Annotated in this window: 8 protein-coding genes and 1 tRNA gene; 5 read left to right on the top strand and 4 right to left on the bottom strand. The window is 56.5% G+C overall.

The features are described 5' to 3' along the window. The first annotated feature begins 46 nt into the window (after positions 1-46). The gene (gene metA / locus MOP44_RS24510) at positions 47-1,102 is read left to right on the top strand and encodes a homoserine O-succinyltransferase MetA (RefSeq protein ID WP_260793072.1); all 1,056 of its coding nucleotides are present in this window, start codon (positions 47-49) and stop codon (positions 1,100-1,102) included. Between the two features lie 57 nt (positions 1,103-1,159). Here the strand turns inward: metA and MOP44_RS24505 are convergent, their stop codons facing one another. Continuing rightward, entirely contained in the window at positions 1,160-2,533 is a 1,374-nt protein-coding gene (locus MOP44_RS24505) for an aminotransferase family protein (protein WP_260793070.1), read from the bottom strand. 632 nt (positions 2,534-3,165) lie between these two features. Between MOP44_RS24505 and MOP44_RS24500 the strand changes: the two genes are divergently transcribed. Both MOP44_RS24500 and MOP44_RS24495 read left to right on the top strand, forming a co-directional pair. Beyond that, a complete protein-coding gene (locus MOP44_RS24500; protein WP_260793069.1) occupies positions 3,166-7,077 on the top strand; it encodes a N,N-dimethylformamidase beta subunit family domain-containing protein in 3,912 nt (1,303 codons plus the stop codon). 627 nt (positions 7,078-7,704) lie between these two features. After that, positions 7,705-7,779, top strand: a tRNA-Gly gene (locus MOP44_RS24495). A gap of 105 nt (positions 7,780-7,884) precedes the next feature. Here MOP44_RS24495 and MOP44_RS24490 read toward each other — a convergent pair. Further along, positions 7,885-9,396 (bottom strand): CRTAC1 family protein, encoded by a 1,512-nt coding sequence (locus MOP44_RS24490; protein WP_260793067.1) that lies wholly within the window; start codon positions 9,394-9,396, stop codon positions 7,885-7,887. 299 nt (positions 9,397-9,695) lie between these two features. Next, the gene (locus MOP44_RS24485; RefSeq protein ID WP_260793066.1) at positions 9,696-12,500 is read right to left on the bottom strand and encodes a glycoside hydrolase family 9 protein; all 2,805 of its coding nucleotides are present in this window, start codon (positions 12,498-12,500) and stop codon (positions 9,696-9,698) included. A gap of 376 nt (positions 12,501-12,876) precedes the next feature. Here MOP44_RS24485 and MOP44_RS24480 point away from each other — a divergent pair, with 376 nt between their 5' ends. Both MOP44_RS24480 and MOP44_RS24475 read left to right on the top strand, forming a co-directional pair. After that, positions 12,877-16,077 (top strand): DUF5107 domain-containing protein, encoded by a 3,201-nt coding sequence (locus tag MOP44_RS24480; protein WP_260793064.1) that lies wholly within the window; start codon positions 12,877-12,879, stop codon positions 16,075-16,077. 102 nt (positions 16,078-16,179) lie between these two features. Beyond that, entirely contained in the window at positions 16,180-16,809 is a 630-nt protein-coding gene (locus MOP44_RS24475; RefSeq protein ID WP_260793062.1) for a carbohydrate-binding family 9-like protein, read from the top strand. A 37-nt stretch (positions 16,810-16,846) separates the two neighbouring features. Here MOP44_RS24475 and MOP44_RS24470 read toward each other — a convergent pair whose 3' ends face one another. Further along, on the bottom strand, positions 16,847-17,791 hold the full coding sequence (locus MOP44_RS24470; RefSeq protein WP_260793061.1) for a tetratricopeptide repeat protein: 945 nt from the start codon (positions 17,789-17,791) through the stop codon (positions 16,847-16,849). Positions 17,792-17,856 lie beyond the last annotated feature (65 nt).

Raw genomic sequence — 17,856 nt, 5'->3', positions numbered from 1 at the left:
AAACACTATGTCCATAGCACTGAACTTTCCCCAGAGCAGGACGCACATGTCGGCCGCCCGTCACGAATGGGCGAACAGACTGCCGGAGCGCAATGAGCGCTCTGGCGCGATTACCATCGGACTGCTGAATAACATGTCGGATGGCGCGCTGGAGGCGACGGAGAGGCAGTTCGTGAATCTCCTCACTGCAGCTGGTACAGATTTGCGCATCGAGGTCTCGTTTTACCACTTTCCGGAGGTGCCCCGAAGCGATGCAGCGAAGCATTACATGGAGGGGCGCTACCATACGATCGAGTCTCTATGGGAAACGAAGCTGGATGGCCTGATCGTGACGGGGAGGGAACCACTCTTTCCGAGTCTGCGCGATGAGCCCTATTGGAACAGCTTTGGCAGGGTGCATGAATGGGCTCGGACGAACACGCTCTCGACAGTATGGTCATGTCTTGCTGCCCACGCGGCTGTCCTGCACATGGATGGGATTCAACGGCAAAGAAGCGAGCAGAAGCGCTGCGGCGTGTTTGATTGTGTTCGGGTGTCGCAGCATCCCATGCTGAGGCACCTTCCCAGGACGCTTCGGCTGCCGCACTCTCGCTGGAACGGCTTACCTGAAGCCGATTTGATTCGGAATGGCTATCAGGTTCTCACGCGGGCTGAGGACGCTGATGTCGATTGTTTCATCAAGCAGGATTCCAGCCTGTTCGTATACTTCCAAGGACATCCAGAGTACGATTCCGACACGCTGCTGCGGGAATACCGGCGGGACATCAACAGGTTTCTGAACGGGGAAGCAGCGTCCTATCCGTCGATGCCGAGAGGCTATTTTGATGCGGGAACTGAACGCGTCCTACTGGAGCTCCAGGCCAAGGGCGATATAGCGTCGCATCGAGAAGCTCTTGGATTCATCGAATCAGTGGCGCCTTTCATCGCAAAAGAGAAGAGCTGGGGCAGTTCCGCTCTAATGTTATACACGAATTGGCTCACGGAGATTCACGCGAAGAAGAGCGCGCTGGCACAGACCATGAATGCGGCATCAGATCGCGGGAGTTTCGTGCCTGAGCCATTGCGGGGCCTGCAAGCAGAAGCGTTCGAGGCAGGGTTATAGAGTTTATGCCGTGCCGGAAAGCGCGTGGCGCTCATGATTTCAGGCACGGCATAAGCCTCAACTCGCGAGCACTGTTTCGATCGCGTCCTTCGTGACTGCTACCAGCTCGTGTATGTCGCTTTCCTGGATGACGAGCGGCGGAGCAAACAGCACCTGATCTCCGGGAGCCGGATGCTCACCCGCTGCGGATCGCGTGCGGGTGATGACTCCTCGAGAGCGCATTTCCCTGCGCAGGCGATTCCCAAAGTCCTTTTCGATCACGAAGTTCTTTTTGGTGCCGCGATCCTCTACGAACTCGAGAGCAGCTAGCAGGCCCTTGCCGCCGCGGATGTCTCCCACGTTCGGATGATCTGAGAATGTCTGCTGCAAAGCGTGGAAGAGCAGGTCTCCCATCTTTCTGGAATTGTCGACCAGGTTCTCCTCTTCAATGATTTGGATATTTCGAAGAGCCGCTGCACAGCAAGCAGGGTGGCCGGAGTTGGTGAACCCGTGCATCCAGCGGTTCGCCGGCTCCACGGAATCCAACACATCGCGAATTGCCTGAGTGATCATAATTCCGCCCAGTGGCAGGTAACCCGAACTGACGCCCTTCGCAAAGGAGAGAATGTCAGGCGTAACGTTCCAGTGCTCGAGGCCGAACCAGCGACCGGTACGACCGAAGCCAGTAATGATTTCGTCCGCGATTAGAAGGACCTCGTAACGGTCGCAAATGGCGCGGATCTGCTGCCAGTAGTCTTCAGTTGGATAAATGACCCCACCGGCGCCGTGGATCGGTTCGCCGATAAAGGCTGCGACGGTCTCCGGACCTTCGCGCAGGATCGCCTTCTCCAACTCGGCAGCTGCCGCCTGGCCGGGCGTCTCGGAAGGATTCGCCGCCTGAAAGCGATATGGGTAGCAGGTGGGAATGTGAAGAAATCCCGGTACACGGGGTTCGAACATTTTCCAATAAGCGGAGATTCCAGTGGCGCTCATTGCCTGGAGTGTGACGCCGTGATAGCCATGGATTCTGGAGATAATCTTGGTCTTCCCGGGCTTTCCGAGCGCTCTCCAGTGATACCGCGCAGTCTTGAAGGCGGATTCGTTGGACTCGGCGCCACCCGAAGTGAAGAAGATTGCGGCCATGCCGGGCGCCAAGGCGATGAGGCGTTCTGCCAATTGAATGGAAGGAATCGTAGAAGAGCCGGCATATCCAGAGAAGTAGGCCAGGGTCTTCATTTGTTCCGCAACGGCGTCAGCCATATCGACGCGGCCATGGCCAATGTTGACGTTCCACAGACCTGACAAGCCGTCGATGTATTCACGGTTGTCTGTATCGCGGATTCGAATTCCGTGCCCGCTGGTGAAGATCAGTGCGTCCTGCTCATCGACAGGGTGGTGCAGCGAGTGAATTTGGTACTTTCTATCAGCAGTCACAAGTTCGCTAGGGAGCATTCTGCAGTCATCCTCCTGTTGTTGGACACAATGATCGTACCCTAAACCCGCAAGCCCGCTCCTGCACTATTGGTGGTATTTCCTAAAAGAAGTCAGCGATGCGGTGCGCGGATGCAGGCGATCCTCTGGGTTCGGCCACCGTGAAGTTGTGACCGGAATAACGTCCAAATACTTTATTTCCGAACTACACGAGAAAAGCTAGATCCAGGGCATTCCGGTCAGGGCCAAGTTGGGCGTGTAATGGAAGTAACTTTCACTTTCATGCTCGCTACTCACCACGAGCGCAAGTGTCATGGCGCTTCGCTTACACGCACCGGGGAGACTCGTGCTTAATCATCCTTTTGGCTGGGATGCGCGGTTGTGCGGGCGGCTGGTTCCGATCCCCGCGGAGCGCTCCGGATGTCATGTTGGGATGATCGAACTCGATCAGCATGCAACCAGGGTGCCGGGATCGTTAGCTGAGCGCACTCAAGAAAAGAAAATGGAAAGTGAGGTTTCTCGTGATTGCAGGTGCTTCTTCCCATGATTGTTGCGGAACCACATCGCAACAAAGTTGCCTTCGGCCGTTTCTTCTGCTCGGGAGAAACGGATCGTTTCGCGCGATCATGCTGCTTGCCAGCATCGTGTTCGCAATGTCAACTCAAATCGCCGCTGGCCAAAATGCCATTCAGCAGGAGAACAGCTTGCCAGGCACGGCCGGCTGGAATGATTTCACTGCGCCGGACGCTCCGGATGCGCTGTCAGGATTCGCATCGGCAACCAGCGTGAATCGGGGTGGTTCAATCGACTTCTACGTCACCACCACGGCGGCCAATTTCAGCGTTGACATTTACAGGACCGGCTATTACCAAGGCATCGGCGCACGGCTCATCCAGTCAATGGGAAGCTTCCAAGGCCGCCACCAAGCAATTCCTTCTCCTGACCCGGTCACGGGTATGGTGGCCTGCACTAATTGGGTGAAATCCACGACGCTGCAAGTGCCTGCGACGTGGGTGTCTGGAGTTTATCTTGCGAAGCTGACCGACTCAGTTGGGCGCTCAAGTTTCATCTTCTTCGTTGTGCGCAACGATACTGGGCATGAGGACATTCTTTTCCAGACCAGCGTGACAACGTACGAGGCCTACAACGATTGGGGCGGCACCAGTCTGTACGTGAACGAAACAAATAAGAGTATTTATCCCTATGCTCATGCGACCAAGGTCAGCTTTGATCGCCCGTTCAATCCACAGGGTAGCAATGGCGCCGGGCAGTACTTCTCCTACGAACAATACTTTGTCTACTGGATCGAGAAGCAGGGATACAACGTGTCGTACACCACGGACGTGGACACCGACACCGCGGTCAACCCTCTGACCAATCACAAAGCTTTCCTTTCTGTCGGCCATGACGAATACTGGACCCGCGCGATGCGCACCAACGTGGAGAGCGCGATTGCGGGGGGTGTCAACGTCGGATTCTTTTCGGCCAATACGATGTATTGGCAAATTCGCTTTGAGCCTAACGTGAACGGCGTTCCCCGCCGCGTGCAGGTTGGTTACAAGGAATTTGCGTATTCTCCTAACTCCCCGGGACCGGACCCTGAGTGGCAGGTGGATAATACGATCCTCACAACTAATTGGCGCGATCCGCTGGTTAATCAGCCCGAAAACGCACTGATCGGCGTGATGTTCGAGAGTGCGGCGGACGGAAGTTATGTTGTGCAGAACGCTTCCAACTGGGTTTACGCCAACACTGGATTGGCCGATGGATCGAAGGTACCAGGCATTGTCGGATATGAATACGACAAGGTCTGGAACAACGGCTTCAGCCCAGCGGGCCTGACGATTCTTTCCCAATCGCCCGTGGTCGATGGATCCGGACTGCATTCCAATTCCAATTCGACAATCTATACCGCTCCAAGTGGTGCACGCGTGTTTGCTTCGGGCACGATTGAATGGAGCCTGGGCCTCGCAAACATCAATACGACAACATTCGCGAACGCAGGTATTCAGAAGGCGACCGCGAATATCCTGAACAATTTCCTCACGGGCACTCCGTTCGCGACGTTTAGTCCGAGCAGTGTCAACTTCTATGGGGGCGTGGTTGGAGCGACGAGCCAGGCTCAGACCGTCACGATAACCAGCACAGGATCGACAACACTGAGCCTTAGTGGCATTTCGATTGGAGGCACGAACGCGAGCGATTTCTCCCAGACGAACAATTGTCCAGCGACGATGACTACCGGCACGTCCTGTACGGTGCAGATAAGGTTCAGACCGGGCGCCACAGGAAACCGGACGGGGACTCTGCTTATCGCCGACAATACAACTGGAAGTCCGCACAGCGTTCCGCTGTCCGGCCTAGGACAGACGACCTCGGGGCCAGTGGTCTCGCTGAGCCCCACGGCAATCAATTTCGGATTCCAGAATGTGGGTACGACGAGCGCAGCACAAGCGATTACGCTCACCAACATTGGCTCCGCACCATTGAACATCAGCAGTATCGTTGCGTCGGGCTCTGCTGCCGGCGATTTCATCACCAACGGCACCTGCCCTCAGGGGACAGGTAGCCTGCCCGTGGGCTCTTCGTGCAGCCTCAATGTGCAGTTTTCACCGACGCAGGCCGGTTCTCGAACGGCAAGCATCGTGATCACTGACAATGCTCCAGATAGCCCGGAAACCATATCAGTTGCGGGATCCTCGATCACCCCGATCGTTTTCTTCAAAGATGGCTTCGAATCGGGCGATTTGAGCCAGTGGACCCTGGCGAGTGGTGACAGCTCAGGTCAGCGAAAGGTGGAGACGACTCTCGTCAACAACGGCCAGTACGCTGCGGCTTTCACAAATGCCAGCGGCCAGTACTCCTACATCTACACCGCTCTGCCGGGTGGTCCGCAGAGCCAAACGTTCACACGCTTCTACTTCCAGGCGACCAATGTTGGCACGAGCACGATGTTGGCTCTCGCTCGGAATGCCAACGGCGGCAATACGTGGGAAGTGGACTACGACGCGAATCGCCATGGCTTGGACATCTATTTCTGGAACAGCTCAGGTGGGGTCTACAGCCTTTTCTCCCCAGTGAACGGCATCGTTGCCAATACTTGGTATTCCGTGGAGCTACAAGACACCCAAACTACTTCGGGCCAGGCCGAAGTCTGGATTAATGGGGCGTCAGTCGGGTCAGTCGCTGCCAACCTCTCCAACTCCAATCCAATGGCCCGGCTATTGTTGATGAACGGAGCCGTGGGCACGTTCTATTTCGATGATGTAGTGATATCGAACGTGTATAACGGCCCGGCACAGCCAGCGCCCGTGATCAGCGTGAACCCGGCTAGCCTCAATTTCGGAACGTGGGGAGTGAACGGGGCAGGCGAGGGAAACACCGACGATCCAGCTCAGGACTCGCAGACGCTCACAATTCTGAATAAGGGGAATGCTCCGCTCAATTTCGGAAGCTTTACGGTCAGCGGTGCGAACGCTTCCGACTTTTCTGTGGGGCAGTGCAGCGGAGCTCTCGCGCCGAATGCGACGTGCCTGCTCACCGTAACCTTCAACCCGAGCGCGCTTGGAAGCCGAAGCGCTAACCTGGTCATTACCGATAACGATCCGACCAGCCCACAGACTGTCCAGTTAAGTGGTACAGGCATCAATCCTGGTCCTGCAGCTGCGGTGGCGCCTGCGAGCCTGAATTTCGGATCGCAGATGCTCTCCACCACCAACTCTCAGACCATCACCCTGACAAGCGATGGGACCTCGCCGCTCAGCATCAGCAGCATCTTAGTCAGCGGCGCAGGCCAGAGCGACTTCACTGAACAAGACAATTGTCCGACTGGGTCGACGAGTCTGGCGGTGAATTCATCTTGCACGATCACCGTCACCTTCAATCCGAGCGCGAATGGCTCACGAGACGGGAGCATCACGATCGTGGACAACGCGGCCGACAGCCCACAGACGATTCCACTGAGCGGCACCGGTTACACGGCCACCCTTTACTTCAATGATGGCTTCGAGACTGGGGATTTCAGCCAGTGGAACCTGCCAAACGGTGACAGCAATGGCCAGCTGAGCGTACAAACCACGGTCAAACACAGTGGCAGTTCTGCTGCAGCGATCAACATTGCGAATGGACAGTATGCGTATCTCTACACGGCCCTGACGGGCGGTCCGCAGACTCAAACGTTCACCCGGTTCTACTTCCAGACAACCAATATTGGCACGAGCACCATTCTGGCCGAGGGCCGCAATGCCAATGGCGGCAACACCTGGGAAGTGGACTACAACGGCTACACTCACGGTCTAGATTTCTACTTCTGGACTTCGTCGGGTAGCGTATATTCCATCTCCTCGGCAAGCCAGGTGATCACAGCAAACACCTGGTACAGCATCGAGATCCAGGACAACCAAACAACGAATGGACAGGCGGAAGTCTGGCTGAACGGATCGTTGATCGGAGCTGTGAATGCCGATCTATCCAACCCCAATCCTATGGCTCGGCTGCTGCTCTTCGACCAGGTTGTGGGCACGTTCTACTTCGACGATGTGTCGGTGGCGAACGTGTACCAGTGATCATCAACTTCAATTTCTAGGTGGTAGATGCCTGCGAAGGTTGGAACCTTCGCGTCATCGAGAACGGCGGTGTTGGAGGATTTCAACGCCGCCATCATCAACGCCGCTCACTCACTGTGCGGTCAGGATCTAAATGACAGTGCCGCGGGATGAGCACAACGAGAGCCGCTATCTCGCCTTGGGGAGGGTCGTAAAGAAATGCGATTCAATGAACGCCCTCAACTCGTCATTGCGGAACGATTCGAGAATCCGTCCCTGAGACGAGTAGCGGCTCTAGCCACGACCGAAGTGATCCTGTTGCTATTGCTTCCATTCTTTGGCGCAATGGTGTTGTTAGGAAAGCTGACCGTCTCGGCAGATTCGCCATCCTCAAGCAGGTATTCGGGCGCCGAATATGGGCGGAATTAAGATGATCGCGGTTTCCTGATCGATCTCGACAGATGGTAGTAAAGATCTTGGCTCGGCCTGTCGAACCTGGCTCGCCGGTCAGCTGAAAAACAACTCATAACCACGAACGCGCAACCAGTCTTACCGGCTGGTTGCGCGTTCGTGTTTTCCGGCCCATTTCGAAGCCCAGTTGTGGGCGGGGGCGACTCCCAGGGGAATGGCTTTATAATGTTTCGAGTGGCGGGAGTAGTTCAGTGGTAGAACGTCAGCTTCCCAAGCTGAATGTCGCCGGTTCGATCCCGGTCTCCCGCTCCAAATCAATCAACCTGGTGCGGACTCAATTCTGAAGTCTGGTCCAGATTGGGTCCACTCTGATCAGCCGAGGGCACCGGATCGCCCCCAGATGGTCACGCTGAATGGCTAATGCTGCGGTTCCTCGATCGTGAGAATTTGATCAGCGGCAACGTCGTGCAAGACCTGATGGATTCCGCTGGGCCAACGGACTTCCAAATCCTTGATTCGCTTGTTTGCCCCAAGTCCAAAGTGCACACGGCTGTCGCTCGAGGACGCGTAGCCCACCGCAGTCGTCACCTCGTCCCACTGCTGCCGTCCATCATCACTCGTAATGTGAATCTGCGCTCCGATTCCCATGCGATTGCTTTTGGCGCCGACGAGTTTGAGAAGGATCCAGTGATTGCCAGTCTCGGAAATGTTGCGAAGAAGCTTGACTGGTCCATTGAGCACTGTCACCACCGCATCGATGTGTCCATCATTGAATAGATCGCCAAATGCAACCCCACGATGGGGTGCCGTGAGTTGGAGATCGGGTCCAGCCGTGCTTGCGACATCAGCGAACTTGCCGTTGCCCAGGTTACGGAAGACCGAGTTGGGTTCGGGATATTTTCGACTCGGCGTGAGCACGCTGACGTTATCGAGCACATTGGCTCTGGCTACAAAGAGGTCCTTCCATTCATCATTATCGAAGTCGAAGATGCCATTGCCCCAGCCCGACATCTCGTTGGTGGATTGCAGTCCGCTCTTGTGAGTTGCATCATCGAAGACTCCGCCGCCGGCGTTCACCAGGAGGGGGAACATCTGGTGCTCGACTGCCGTGTACCAAACATCGGGCAGCCCGTCGTTGTTTACATCCCGGAAATCCGACCCCATCCCGGAGAGCGTAAAACCCTCGGGGGAGTATGCCACGCCCGCCGCCGCACCAACCTCTTCAAATTTCTTACCATGAAGGTTATGGAAGAGAAATGCAGGAGTCGTATCGTTTGCGACGAAAGCGTCAAGAAATCCATCGCCGTCGTAGTCTGCAAAGGAGACACTCATGCCCTTGCCCATGTGCGCCGCGATTCCGGTCTCCTGCGAAACGTCCGTGAAGGTCCCGTCACCATTGTTGCGGTAGAGGGTGTTGTGAAGAGAACTGTAGTTCTTGGGGTGGCAGTAGGCTCGTACTCCGTCCTTCAGAAGGCATACGGGATCTTTGTTGACCTCCCAGCCGCAATAATTCACCACAAACAGGTCGAGCAAGCCGTCATTGTTGTAGTCGAACCATCCAGCCCCGACGGACCACATCTTCTTGCCGCTCATCTCTCCGCCGCTCACTCCAGCCTTGGCGGTCACGTCCGTGAAGGTGCCATCTCCGTTGTTGTGAAATAGCTGATTGCCGGTGACGTTCGCGAGAAAGATGTCCGGCTTCCCATCGTTGTCACAGTCGCCCACGGCAACGCCCATTCCGTAGCCCGCGCCCGCGACCCCGGCGCGTTCGGTAACGTCGGTAAACGTGCCGTCGTGATTGTTTCGATACAGACGGTTCCAGTAGGCGGGCGATTCCTTTTGCAGCGAGGGTATGGCCGCGCCGTTCACCAGGTAGATATCGGGCCAGCCATCTCCGTCATAGTCGATCAGCGCTACTCCGGCAACCATGGTTTCGATCTGATTTTTATTTGGAGTGGGGGAGTTTTGAGTCGTGAAATGTAAGCCAGCTTTAGCGGCAATATCCTCGAACCGAATTGTCCCCGAAGTTGCCGATGCTTGTGCCGAGGCACTCGATTGAGCCGAAGCAGGAGCGTACGCGATCGTGGTGACCAGAATGACGGCAAGTATCGCGGTTGAGAAACGCATGGTGAGTAAGAGGGGCAGGGAACGATTGCGCCGAGATGTTTCCGAAGTCCAGTGCTTCAAAATAGTATTCCACCTTTGTCCGATGTGGCGCGGTTTCTCGCTCAGTGACGCGCTTCAGCGCCTGTGACCTCGCGACGATTAGCCAGTGCGTCGTCAGGAACCACGACCGCCACCCACGGCGTATCTGTAGAAAGAACATGGGCGTGCCATACGATCTGTTGAACCTTGCCGGGTGTCAAATCAACCTTGATGGCGGCTTGCTCTTGCACGGCAAGATTATCGCTTCGAATCGCGAAGACGTGAGGGCCGGCACCTTCAGCAGACACTTGAATCAGGATTTCACTTTGGCCAGGGATCTCCTGAAAGGAGACTTTGAAATCGAGGAGACGGTCTGGGCGTAGATCGATAGAATTGGATGTGCCGGGCAACACCGTAAGATCGGTATGGGCTGAGCCTTGCCGAACATCATAGTGTCCTTCCGGCAAGTGAAGGCTGAAGGTGCCATCCATCGGACTTGGCGTCGCCGTCAGTAGCTGGCCGCTTTCCTGCTCACGGAACTCCACAGGTCGGTGATTAGACGGGTCAGCCATCCCCTTGACGGTGGCGGGCACGGCGATGTCCTGCATAAGCCATAGCCACTGCCCAACCGGTTGCGTCCAGACTTCTTTGTAGGTCCAGCAGATTTGTGTTGGCCAATAGGGGGCATCCTCCATACCCCTGGTTTCGATTCCAACCGGAAGCGCGCCCACCATTTGGCCGGAACGCACGCTGTAGAGCGGCGTCCAATCATATCCTTCGCCGTACATCAGGCTCGTTGAGAAAGGATTGCGACCGACCAGCCATTGCGCTTGCTTCTGCGCGAGATCTTCTGCGTCCAGATCGCCGCGCAGCCGCCCGGCGGCTGACAGTGCCTTGGCCTGCGATAGCAGAACGCTGGAATTGCCACGAAAATCAAACCAGACCGGAAATCTGCGCAGATAATATTCGCCGCCGAGCGGAATTCCTTTGTGGACTTCCTGGAAGTAAGCATCGCGGTCGGCAGCGCGCAAGGGGGTCCAGGTTTTGGATTCCGGAATAAGACGCACTTCACTGTCGCGATAGACCGCCGCCGGCAACACTCCGAATGGCTCATCGACGGCTGACGCGGCCTTCAAGTAATACTGCGAGTGCAGTACAACTGCTGAGTACCACTTCATCCATTTGTCGTGGTTGGGCAAGGCTTCGCAGAGTCGGACGAGAGCGATGATCGGCTCCTGTTCCTGTCCGACATGAAAGCGGTGAAACAGGTTCTCACGTTTGGGGCTGGTATAGAAGTATCCGGTTAAGGGAATGCTCCATGGCTGCAGCCGACGTTCCTGTGAGGCCAGCACCTGGTCGCCCAGTGCGACAGCTTCATCGGCGTATCGTTGCTCGCCCGTGGCCCGGTAAAGTTCGATCGATGCCACGACGCCGTACGAGATTCTCTCCAGTTCGTCGGAGGCGCCGTACACCTCCGGAAGTGGCGCTGCAGTCTTCAAACCGTCCACCGCATACTTCCAATCTTCTTCCGCAGTTGCCAGGCTCCGGGCTGCCAGGTCCGGGTCGCTGCCTTTGAACATCCGCGCCGCCAAAGCTTCGACGGCGGCCACCCGGAAATTCCATTCCGGATTGTTGACCGCCTCTCCGAAGCGATCATCTGCCGTTCCCATGACACCGTCAGTCCAATAGCTCACGAGCTGCCCAGTGCTGCGATAGCCATTGCCAAAGCGGGTTTTCAAAACCCAGTTCAAGCCCCAACGCGCTTCGTTGAGCAGGCGAGCCGTCAGAGCGGAGTCTTCGCCCTGGCTCCTTAGCGATTCAGCCAGAGAGAGCAACGCATATGCCATGGCTGGCGTGTGACCGGTGGCGCTCAGGTCGCCGGCGTCGTGGTATCCGCCGTTGACTACGATTCGCTGGTCTCCATGCGTCGTGTAGATATCCTGGTGGCAGCGGTTATGGATCCCCGGAATGTTTGTTCCGCAACGCTCGCTGTACATGAAGTTGATGGCTTTCCAGATACTGCTGCGCCATGCGTCGTCGCCAATGCGGAAAGAGCGGGTCAGCGTGTCTCCGGCCTTGATCGCATATGTGCCGGGCTGGCGAAAGTGGGAAAAATCCAGAGTCTGATACTTTCCGAGGGGAGTTGTCGCCGCTTCGACCGGCCTCGTGAATACCACCCGGCCCGTTTGTTGATCGATGAGGGAGAATTCGTGGGCAGCCAGATCGCTGGCTATGGCACTCTTTTGGGAACCGGCTGTGTACCCGCTGTGGCTGAAAGCGATTTTGCCTGCGGCTACGTCCCATCCTTCTACGTGATCGGGCACCACAGTCTGCAACTCGAGTTGATCTATGTAGAGGACCGTGCGATCTCCGGGATCAGGGATTTTCTTGGGAAGGCTATAAGCGAAATCCACGGCCGTGACATGGTCGCGTGAGAGAGGGGCGATCTCCCACACGATTTGATTCCACTCATGGTTCTTGAGAGGAATCGATTCGTGACGGCCTTCGTTATAGCTGTCGGGAAGTTTGTGCTTGCCGTCGTTATTGAGCACCAGCGTGCAGGAGATTGCGGGAGCGCCGACTACGTCGGGATAAACCCAGAGAGAAATCCGATTGAACCGGGACCAGTCCTCATTTGCGAACTTCCGCGTGGCCACCAGGTCTTCCCATTCCTTATCGCCGCCGGCTTGCGCAACATTCGTGGTTGAGCTGATGCGCAGGGCGTGCTCTCCGTATCTGGCTCGATCCGTGGCTAGCGTCATTTCGCCATCGCCCACGAAAGACCACGAGGAAAGATCCTCCATGCTATCGAGCACGCGGGAATCCAGCACCTTCTTGTGGAGCCAGCGAAATTCGGCGCCGTCCTCGGAGCGAGCTTGCATGGGCATCAGGGGCTCCGTCTCTTGAGCCTCTAAAGCTCGAACTAGACAGAGCGAGAGCAGCATTGTGCCCAAGCTGACGTGTAGTATCCAGGTTCGGCCGGAGAACCATCGGGATCCGATTGGCATGAACGTCCCTGTTTCTGATTGGCCGCAAATAGCCGCAGCCGCCCCAAAAAAAGATACCTAAACTCTACAAGGGTTGCGCCCACTCCGTGCGACGAAATTGCCTCATAGTCCTACAGCGCCTGCCCGCAGCTCCGCGAAGAAGCATCGAAAGGATCGAATCGGTCGAACATTCTTCGTCCCTCCCAATTAAATCTGTCCCGACTGTTGTTGGGCGTAGATAATGGCGGGGTGGTTTCAAGCAGACTCAGCCATGATTATGCGCTCAAGCTTACTCTCCGCATTCGTGCTCTTCTCCTTATGTCAGGCAACGGCACAAGTCCGCGTGTGGCAAGGCACTCTGACGCTGCCCACGTACGAGGAAGCTGCTCCCGATCCCAATCCGCCGTTTGATCAATATGCGAACGACCGATTCAACTATCCGTATACGCTTCGCACGAATCTGACCAACCAGCGGACCGATCATGCCTGGCGTGCCGTTTTTCTGGAGAATGAGTACCTGAAGTGCTCAGTGCTGCCCGACCTCGGAGGCCATCTTTACACGTGCACTGATAAGATCAGCGGCCAGCCCATGTTTTACGCGAACCCTTCGATAAAGAAGGCCGCCATATCGTACAGGGGCGCTTGGGCAGCGTTTGGCATCGAGTTCAATTTCCCGGTCTCCCACAATTGGGTGAGTCTCTCTCCTGTCGACTTCGCTTTCGGGAGCAGGGAAGACGGTAGCGCATTCGTTCAGGTCGGCAACATCGACCGCGTGTACGGAATGCAGTGGTCGGTGGAACTCGTTCTCCAGCCTCATTCGACGGTCCTCGAAGAGAGAGTCACCCTGAACAATCGCAGCGATGTTCGGCATCGCTTCTACTGGTGGAACAATGCGGGCGTGCAGGTTTGGGATGACTCGCGGATTCAGTATCCGATGCGTTTCACGGCGAGCCACGGTTTTCGTGACGTCGAGCCCTGGCCGATCCAGAAGGACGGCACCGACCTGAGCGTTGTGAAGAATCAGACGAGTGGACCAGTCTCTCTATTCGTGCATGGAAGCCGGGAGCCCTTCATGGGCATTTGGAATCCGCACACCCACACAGGCGTTGTTCACTATGCCGACTATTCGCAGCTCCCTGCAAAGAAGATCTGGTCATGGGGCACCGATCCGGATGGATTGGACTGGCGGACGGCTCTCTCGGACAACAACAGTGCGTACATGGAAGTCCAGGCAGGGCTGTTTCGCAATCAGGAAACGTATGCGTTTCTCGAGCCGCGACAGACGATCCGATTCTCTGAGTTCTGGATGCCGGTTCGCGATATTGGTGGAATCTCGAGGGCGAACCTAACCGGGGTGGTTCACCTGGAGAGGCAGCAACAGGCGCTTGTTGCCGGACTGAATGTAAACCGGGAAATCTCCGGGGCAACGCTTCGCATTCTGGCCGGGGATCATGAGGTTTACCAAGAGAAGGCTGACCTCAGTCCGCATCACACCTGGTCGCATCGAATCGAAAAGGCCGAGGCGCAGCAGAAATACACGTTCGAGCTCCGCGACAGCAAAGATGCTTTGCTTCTGCAGCAGACTGAGGGCGGATACGATTGGACACCGGCGGAACAAATACGAACCGGTCCCCAGCCTTCCGTCAACATGCCAGACCGGGAGCATCGCACGGAGGATGACTGGCTCCAGCTAGGGAATGAAGAGGAACTCAACGGTGAGCTCCTGTCGGCCCTGCGCACTTATCGCGATGCCCTTGCGAGATTCCCGGAGAGCGTGCAATTGCGCAAAGCCGCAGGACGCCTGTGCGCCAGTTTGCTGCGATACGAGGAAGCCAGGACCCTTCTGCAGCCCGTGGCGGCTCGAGACACCACTGATGCGGAGGTTTCCTACTATCTCGGGATCGCATACGACGGTTTGGGGCAGAACCGAAAAGCGCGCGAAGCTTATGAATCAGCCGAGCGGCTACCGGCATTTCGCGCAGCAGCGGGAGTGCGTTTGGCCGAACTTTCAGCCCGCGATGGCAATCTGCAGCAAGCAGAATTCTATTTGCGATCGGCAAGTCGCTCCGCTCCTGATGATCCGCGTGCGGCTGAGGAGTTGTCCGCGGTGCTGGCGGCTGAAGGGAAGACCGTAGAGGCTCAGAGCCTCGCCAGGGAATGGCTAACGCGATTTCCGCAGCGCGCTTTTCTGCTAGAGCAAATCGGCAAACCTGATCTGCAACACCTTGGTGATGACGCTGAGCGTGTATTGAATGTCGCGTCCGAATACATGCGTCTCGGCATGTATTCCCGGGCCCTTGATGTTTTGTCGCGCAATTATCCCGCGGCCGTACCTGATCAAGCTGAACCGGGAGTGCTCGCACCCGGCAAGCATCCAATGGTCGCCTACTTCCGCGCAGATTGCCGCGACAAGCTCGGGAGACCTTCCTCAACGGATTTGAACGCTGCCGCGCAGCTTCCAACGAACTATGTATTTCCCAGCCGCGCGGAAGATCTGGAAGCCCTGCAGACCGCTGTTCGCCTCAATTCGCAGGATGCGACCGCGCACTATTTGCTAGGCACGCTGTATTTTTCGCGCGACCTGACAAGCGAGGCTCTTTCTGAATGGGAGCAGGCCCGCAGGCTCAATCAGCAAATCCCGGTTCTGCATGCCAGCTTGGGGCGCGCATTACTTCATGAAGATGACAATCCCGAAAAGGCGCTGAGCGTGTTTCAGGAAGGCCTGCACGCGGATCCGGCAAATATCGAACTCTACACGGGGATGGATCAGGCGTTGAGCATCCTGAGACGCCCTCCTCAGGAACGTGTGGCGGCCCTGGAAAGATATCCCGATCATGCCAACATTCCTTCCAATCTCGTATATGAACTGATTCTAAATCTGGTCGAGGCGGGAGAGTTCGAGAAGGCAGAAGCGTTGTTCCACAATCGATTCTTTCCCCGCGAAGAAGGCGGCCTCAATGTGCGAGAAGTATGGCTCGAACTGGAGGTACAACGCGCCACCTCACTCGCACGAAGTGGAGGATGCACCGAGGCGCTTCGACAAGTTGATGATGTCGCGAAGCCTAAGCCAGATCTGCCCTTTACGCGCGACGGTCTCGAGCCGTTCCTGCGCTCCGCCAGATTCAGCTATCTTGTTGGGAATGTCTACAAGGACTGCGGCGAGCGTCAAAAAGCCCGCGCCAGCTTTGAACGCAGTACTCAACAATCCGGCTTTGAAAACGCAGTCTGGTCGTGGAAAGCGTCGAGAGAACTCCCTGATTTCGATGAACGCGCGGCCAGACAGAAGCTCAACGGCATTCTTGAACGATCGAATGGCGATAGCGAGAGAAGTTCCTGGTGGCTCTACAACCGGGCGGTGCTCGATAGTGCTGCGGGTAATGATCAGCAGGCTCAGAAGGAATTTCGAGAAGCGCTGCTGGCGCCTGACCGCCTGATGGCTTATCACCTGACGCGGCTTGCAATGTCGAGCGCTCCCTAGGGTATCAAAATGTTGGCATTGAAAATCCCCATAATCGGGTTCATTTGGCTTTCGACGATGCTCTTCACTCCCAGCGGTAAAGGACTAACAGAGGATCGGATCATGCAGAGCATCTGGGCTGATTCGGATCCAAGTCTCGATACGAATCCCGCGTCACCATTCTGGCGAGATTCCTTACCGACGTATATGGACGCGGATGCCCATGGCAAGCCTGATCCGAAGTATCGTACGGAAGTTCGAACACGGTGGACGGCAAAGAATCTGTACTTCCTGTTTGTTTCTCCGTACGAAGAGCTCAACCTGAAACCCAACCCAAACCGGTCGGCCGAGACGAACGAGCTTTGGAACTGGGATGTGGCGGAAGTCTTCATCGGATCTGATTTCACTGACATTCGGCGTTACAAGGAATTCGAGATCTCGCCACAGGGCGAGTGGGTTGATTTAGACATTGATCTCAACAAGCCGCATCACGAGGATGGTTGGAAGTGGAGCTCCGGGTTTGAGATGGCGGCGCGCATCGATAAGGCTGCCCATGTCTGGTACGGGGCAATGAAGATACCCTATTCAGCAATCGATGCTCGAGAGGCGGCGCCCGGCAACATGCTCCGGGTCAACCTGTATCGAAGCCAGGGGCCGGCATCGGCTCTGCATCAGATTGCGTGGCAGCCCACGATGAGCGACAGCTTTCACGTGCCGGAACGATTTGGATTGCTTAGACTCGTGAAGAAGTAGATGTGCAGCACACCGCCGCGAGTATGTTCGCTCCGTCTTATTGAGGGCTTTGAGAGCCCTGCCCGGACATGAGACTGCTCTGGATGGCGAATTCCTTTTGAGCTTCCTCAGGATGGCCGGATCTCTGGAGTGCCGTGGCCAGCGCGTGGTGAATCTCAGGATTCCCAGGCGTGAGGCGCGCCGCAGTTCGCAGTGGGGGAACTGCCTCTTCATACTTTTTCTGACTTACGAGGCAAAGCCCCTGGCCCAGATAGGCCTCAGCAAAACTGGGATTGTACTTGACCGCCTCGGAGAATTGCGGAAGTGCATCCTCGCATTTCTCGTCCCTGCGCGAAAGTTCTCCCAGGATGTAGTGTGCGCCGGCATTCGCAGGATCGATCGCAATCTCTTTGAGGAACTCTTGCCGCGCGCGTTCAGCGGCATCGGCACCGGCATCCGGCCTCGAGAGCAGGAGCCTGCCCAGCAAGAAGTGGATGCCACGAGCGTTCGGGTCTTTTTGGAGAATCAGTTCGTACTCATGCTGCGCAGGCTCCCACTTACCCTGCATCTCCAGCGCTTCAGCGTTCAATTTATGCGCGGCAATGGACTGCGGAGCTTCGCGGCCAAGATCCATCGCCGCTCTCGATGACAGGTCGGAATAGGCGTGAACGATTACGAAGAGCACGTCCGGATCGCTGCGAAATTGCTTGCTTAACAACCGGATGAACTCATTGGTGGAGTCACGGTCGTCCATGGCGAGGGAACAGCGAACGCCGAGGACGCCAGCCTGTTTCCGCACATCAGCGGGAACGGTGCCCGCCATTGCATGCTTCAGAGCAGAGATGCTTTCGGCGCAGCGTCCCTGCTCCGCCAGGCTGATTGCTTTCTCGGGAGGTAGAGCGGGTCGCGGACTGGGAGCCGAGGATTGCTGAGCCAGCGGCATCGACCCGTGCCAACTGAGCAAGGTGAGAATCGCCGCTGCCTGCGCCAGGTGTCTACTCATGTGGGAGTGAATTTCGAACGTCCTTCGCCACGCTATAACGCAAATGATGCAGGCGAGGTCTTCGC

Origin of the sequence: Occallatibacter riparius, assembly GCF_025264625.1 — a bacterium.
In the GTDB taxonomy this organism is placed as follows: Bacteria; Acidobacteriota; Terriglobia; order Terriglobales; family Acidobacteriaceae; genus Telmatobacter; species Telmatobacter riparius.
This window is presented reverse-complemented; position numbering and strand designations above follow the sequence as displayed.

Bases quoted from the DNA above. Each gene is read 5' to 3' on its own strand.
- metA (WP_260793072.1), top strand. From the start codon at position 47: ATGTCGGCCGCCCGTCACGAATGGGCGAACAGACTGCCGGAGCGCAAT.
- MOP44_RS24505 (WP_260793070.1), bottom strand. From the start codon at position 2,533: ATGCTCCCTAGCGAACTTGTGACTGCTGATAGAAAGTACCAAATTCAC.
- MOP44_RS24500 (WP_260793069.1), top strand. From the start codon at position 3,166: ATGTCAACTCAAATCGCCGCTGGCCAAAATGCCATTCAGCAGGAGAAC.
- MOP44_RS24490 (WP_260793067.1), bottom strand. From the start codon at position 9,396: ATGGTTGCCGGAGTAGCGCTGATCGACTATGACGGAGATGGCTGGCCC.
- MOP44_RS24485 (WP_260793066.1), bottom strand. From the start codon at position 12,500: ATGCCCATGCAAGCTCGCTCCGAGGACGGCGCCGAATTTCGCTGGCTC.
- MOP44_RS24480 (WP_260793064.1), top strand. From the start codon at position 12,877: ATGCGCTCAAGCTTACTCTCCGCATTCGTGCTCTTCTCCTTATGTCAG.
- MOP44_RS24475 (WP_260793062.1), top strand. From the start codon at position 16,180: ATGCAGAGCATCTGGGCTGATTCGGATCCAAGTCTCGATACGAATCCC.
- MOP44_RS24470 (WP_260793061.1), bottom strand. From the start codon at position 17,791: ATGAGTAGACACCTGGCGCAGGCAGCGGCGATTCTCACCTTGCTCAGT.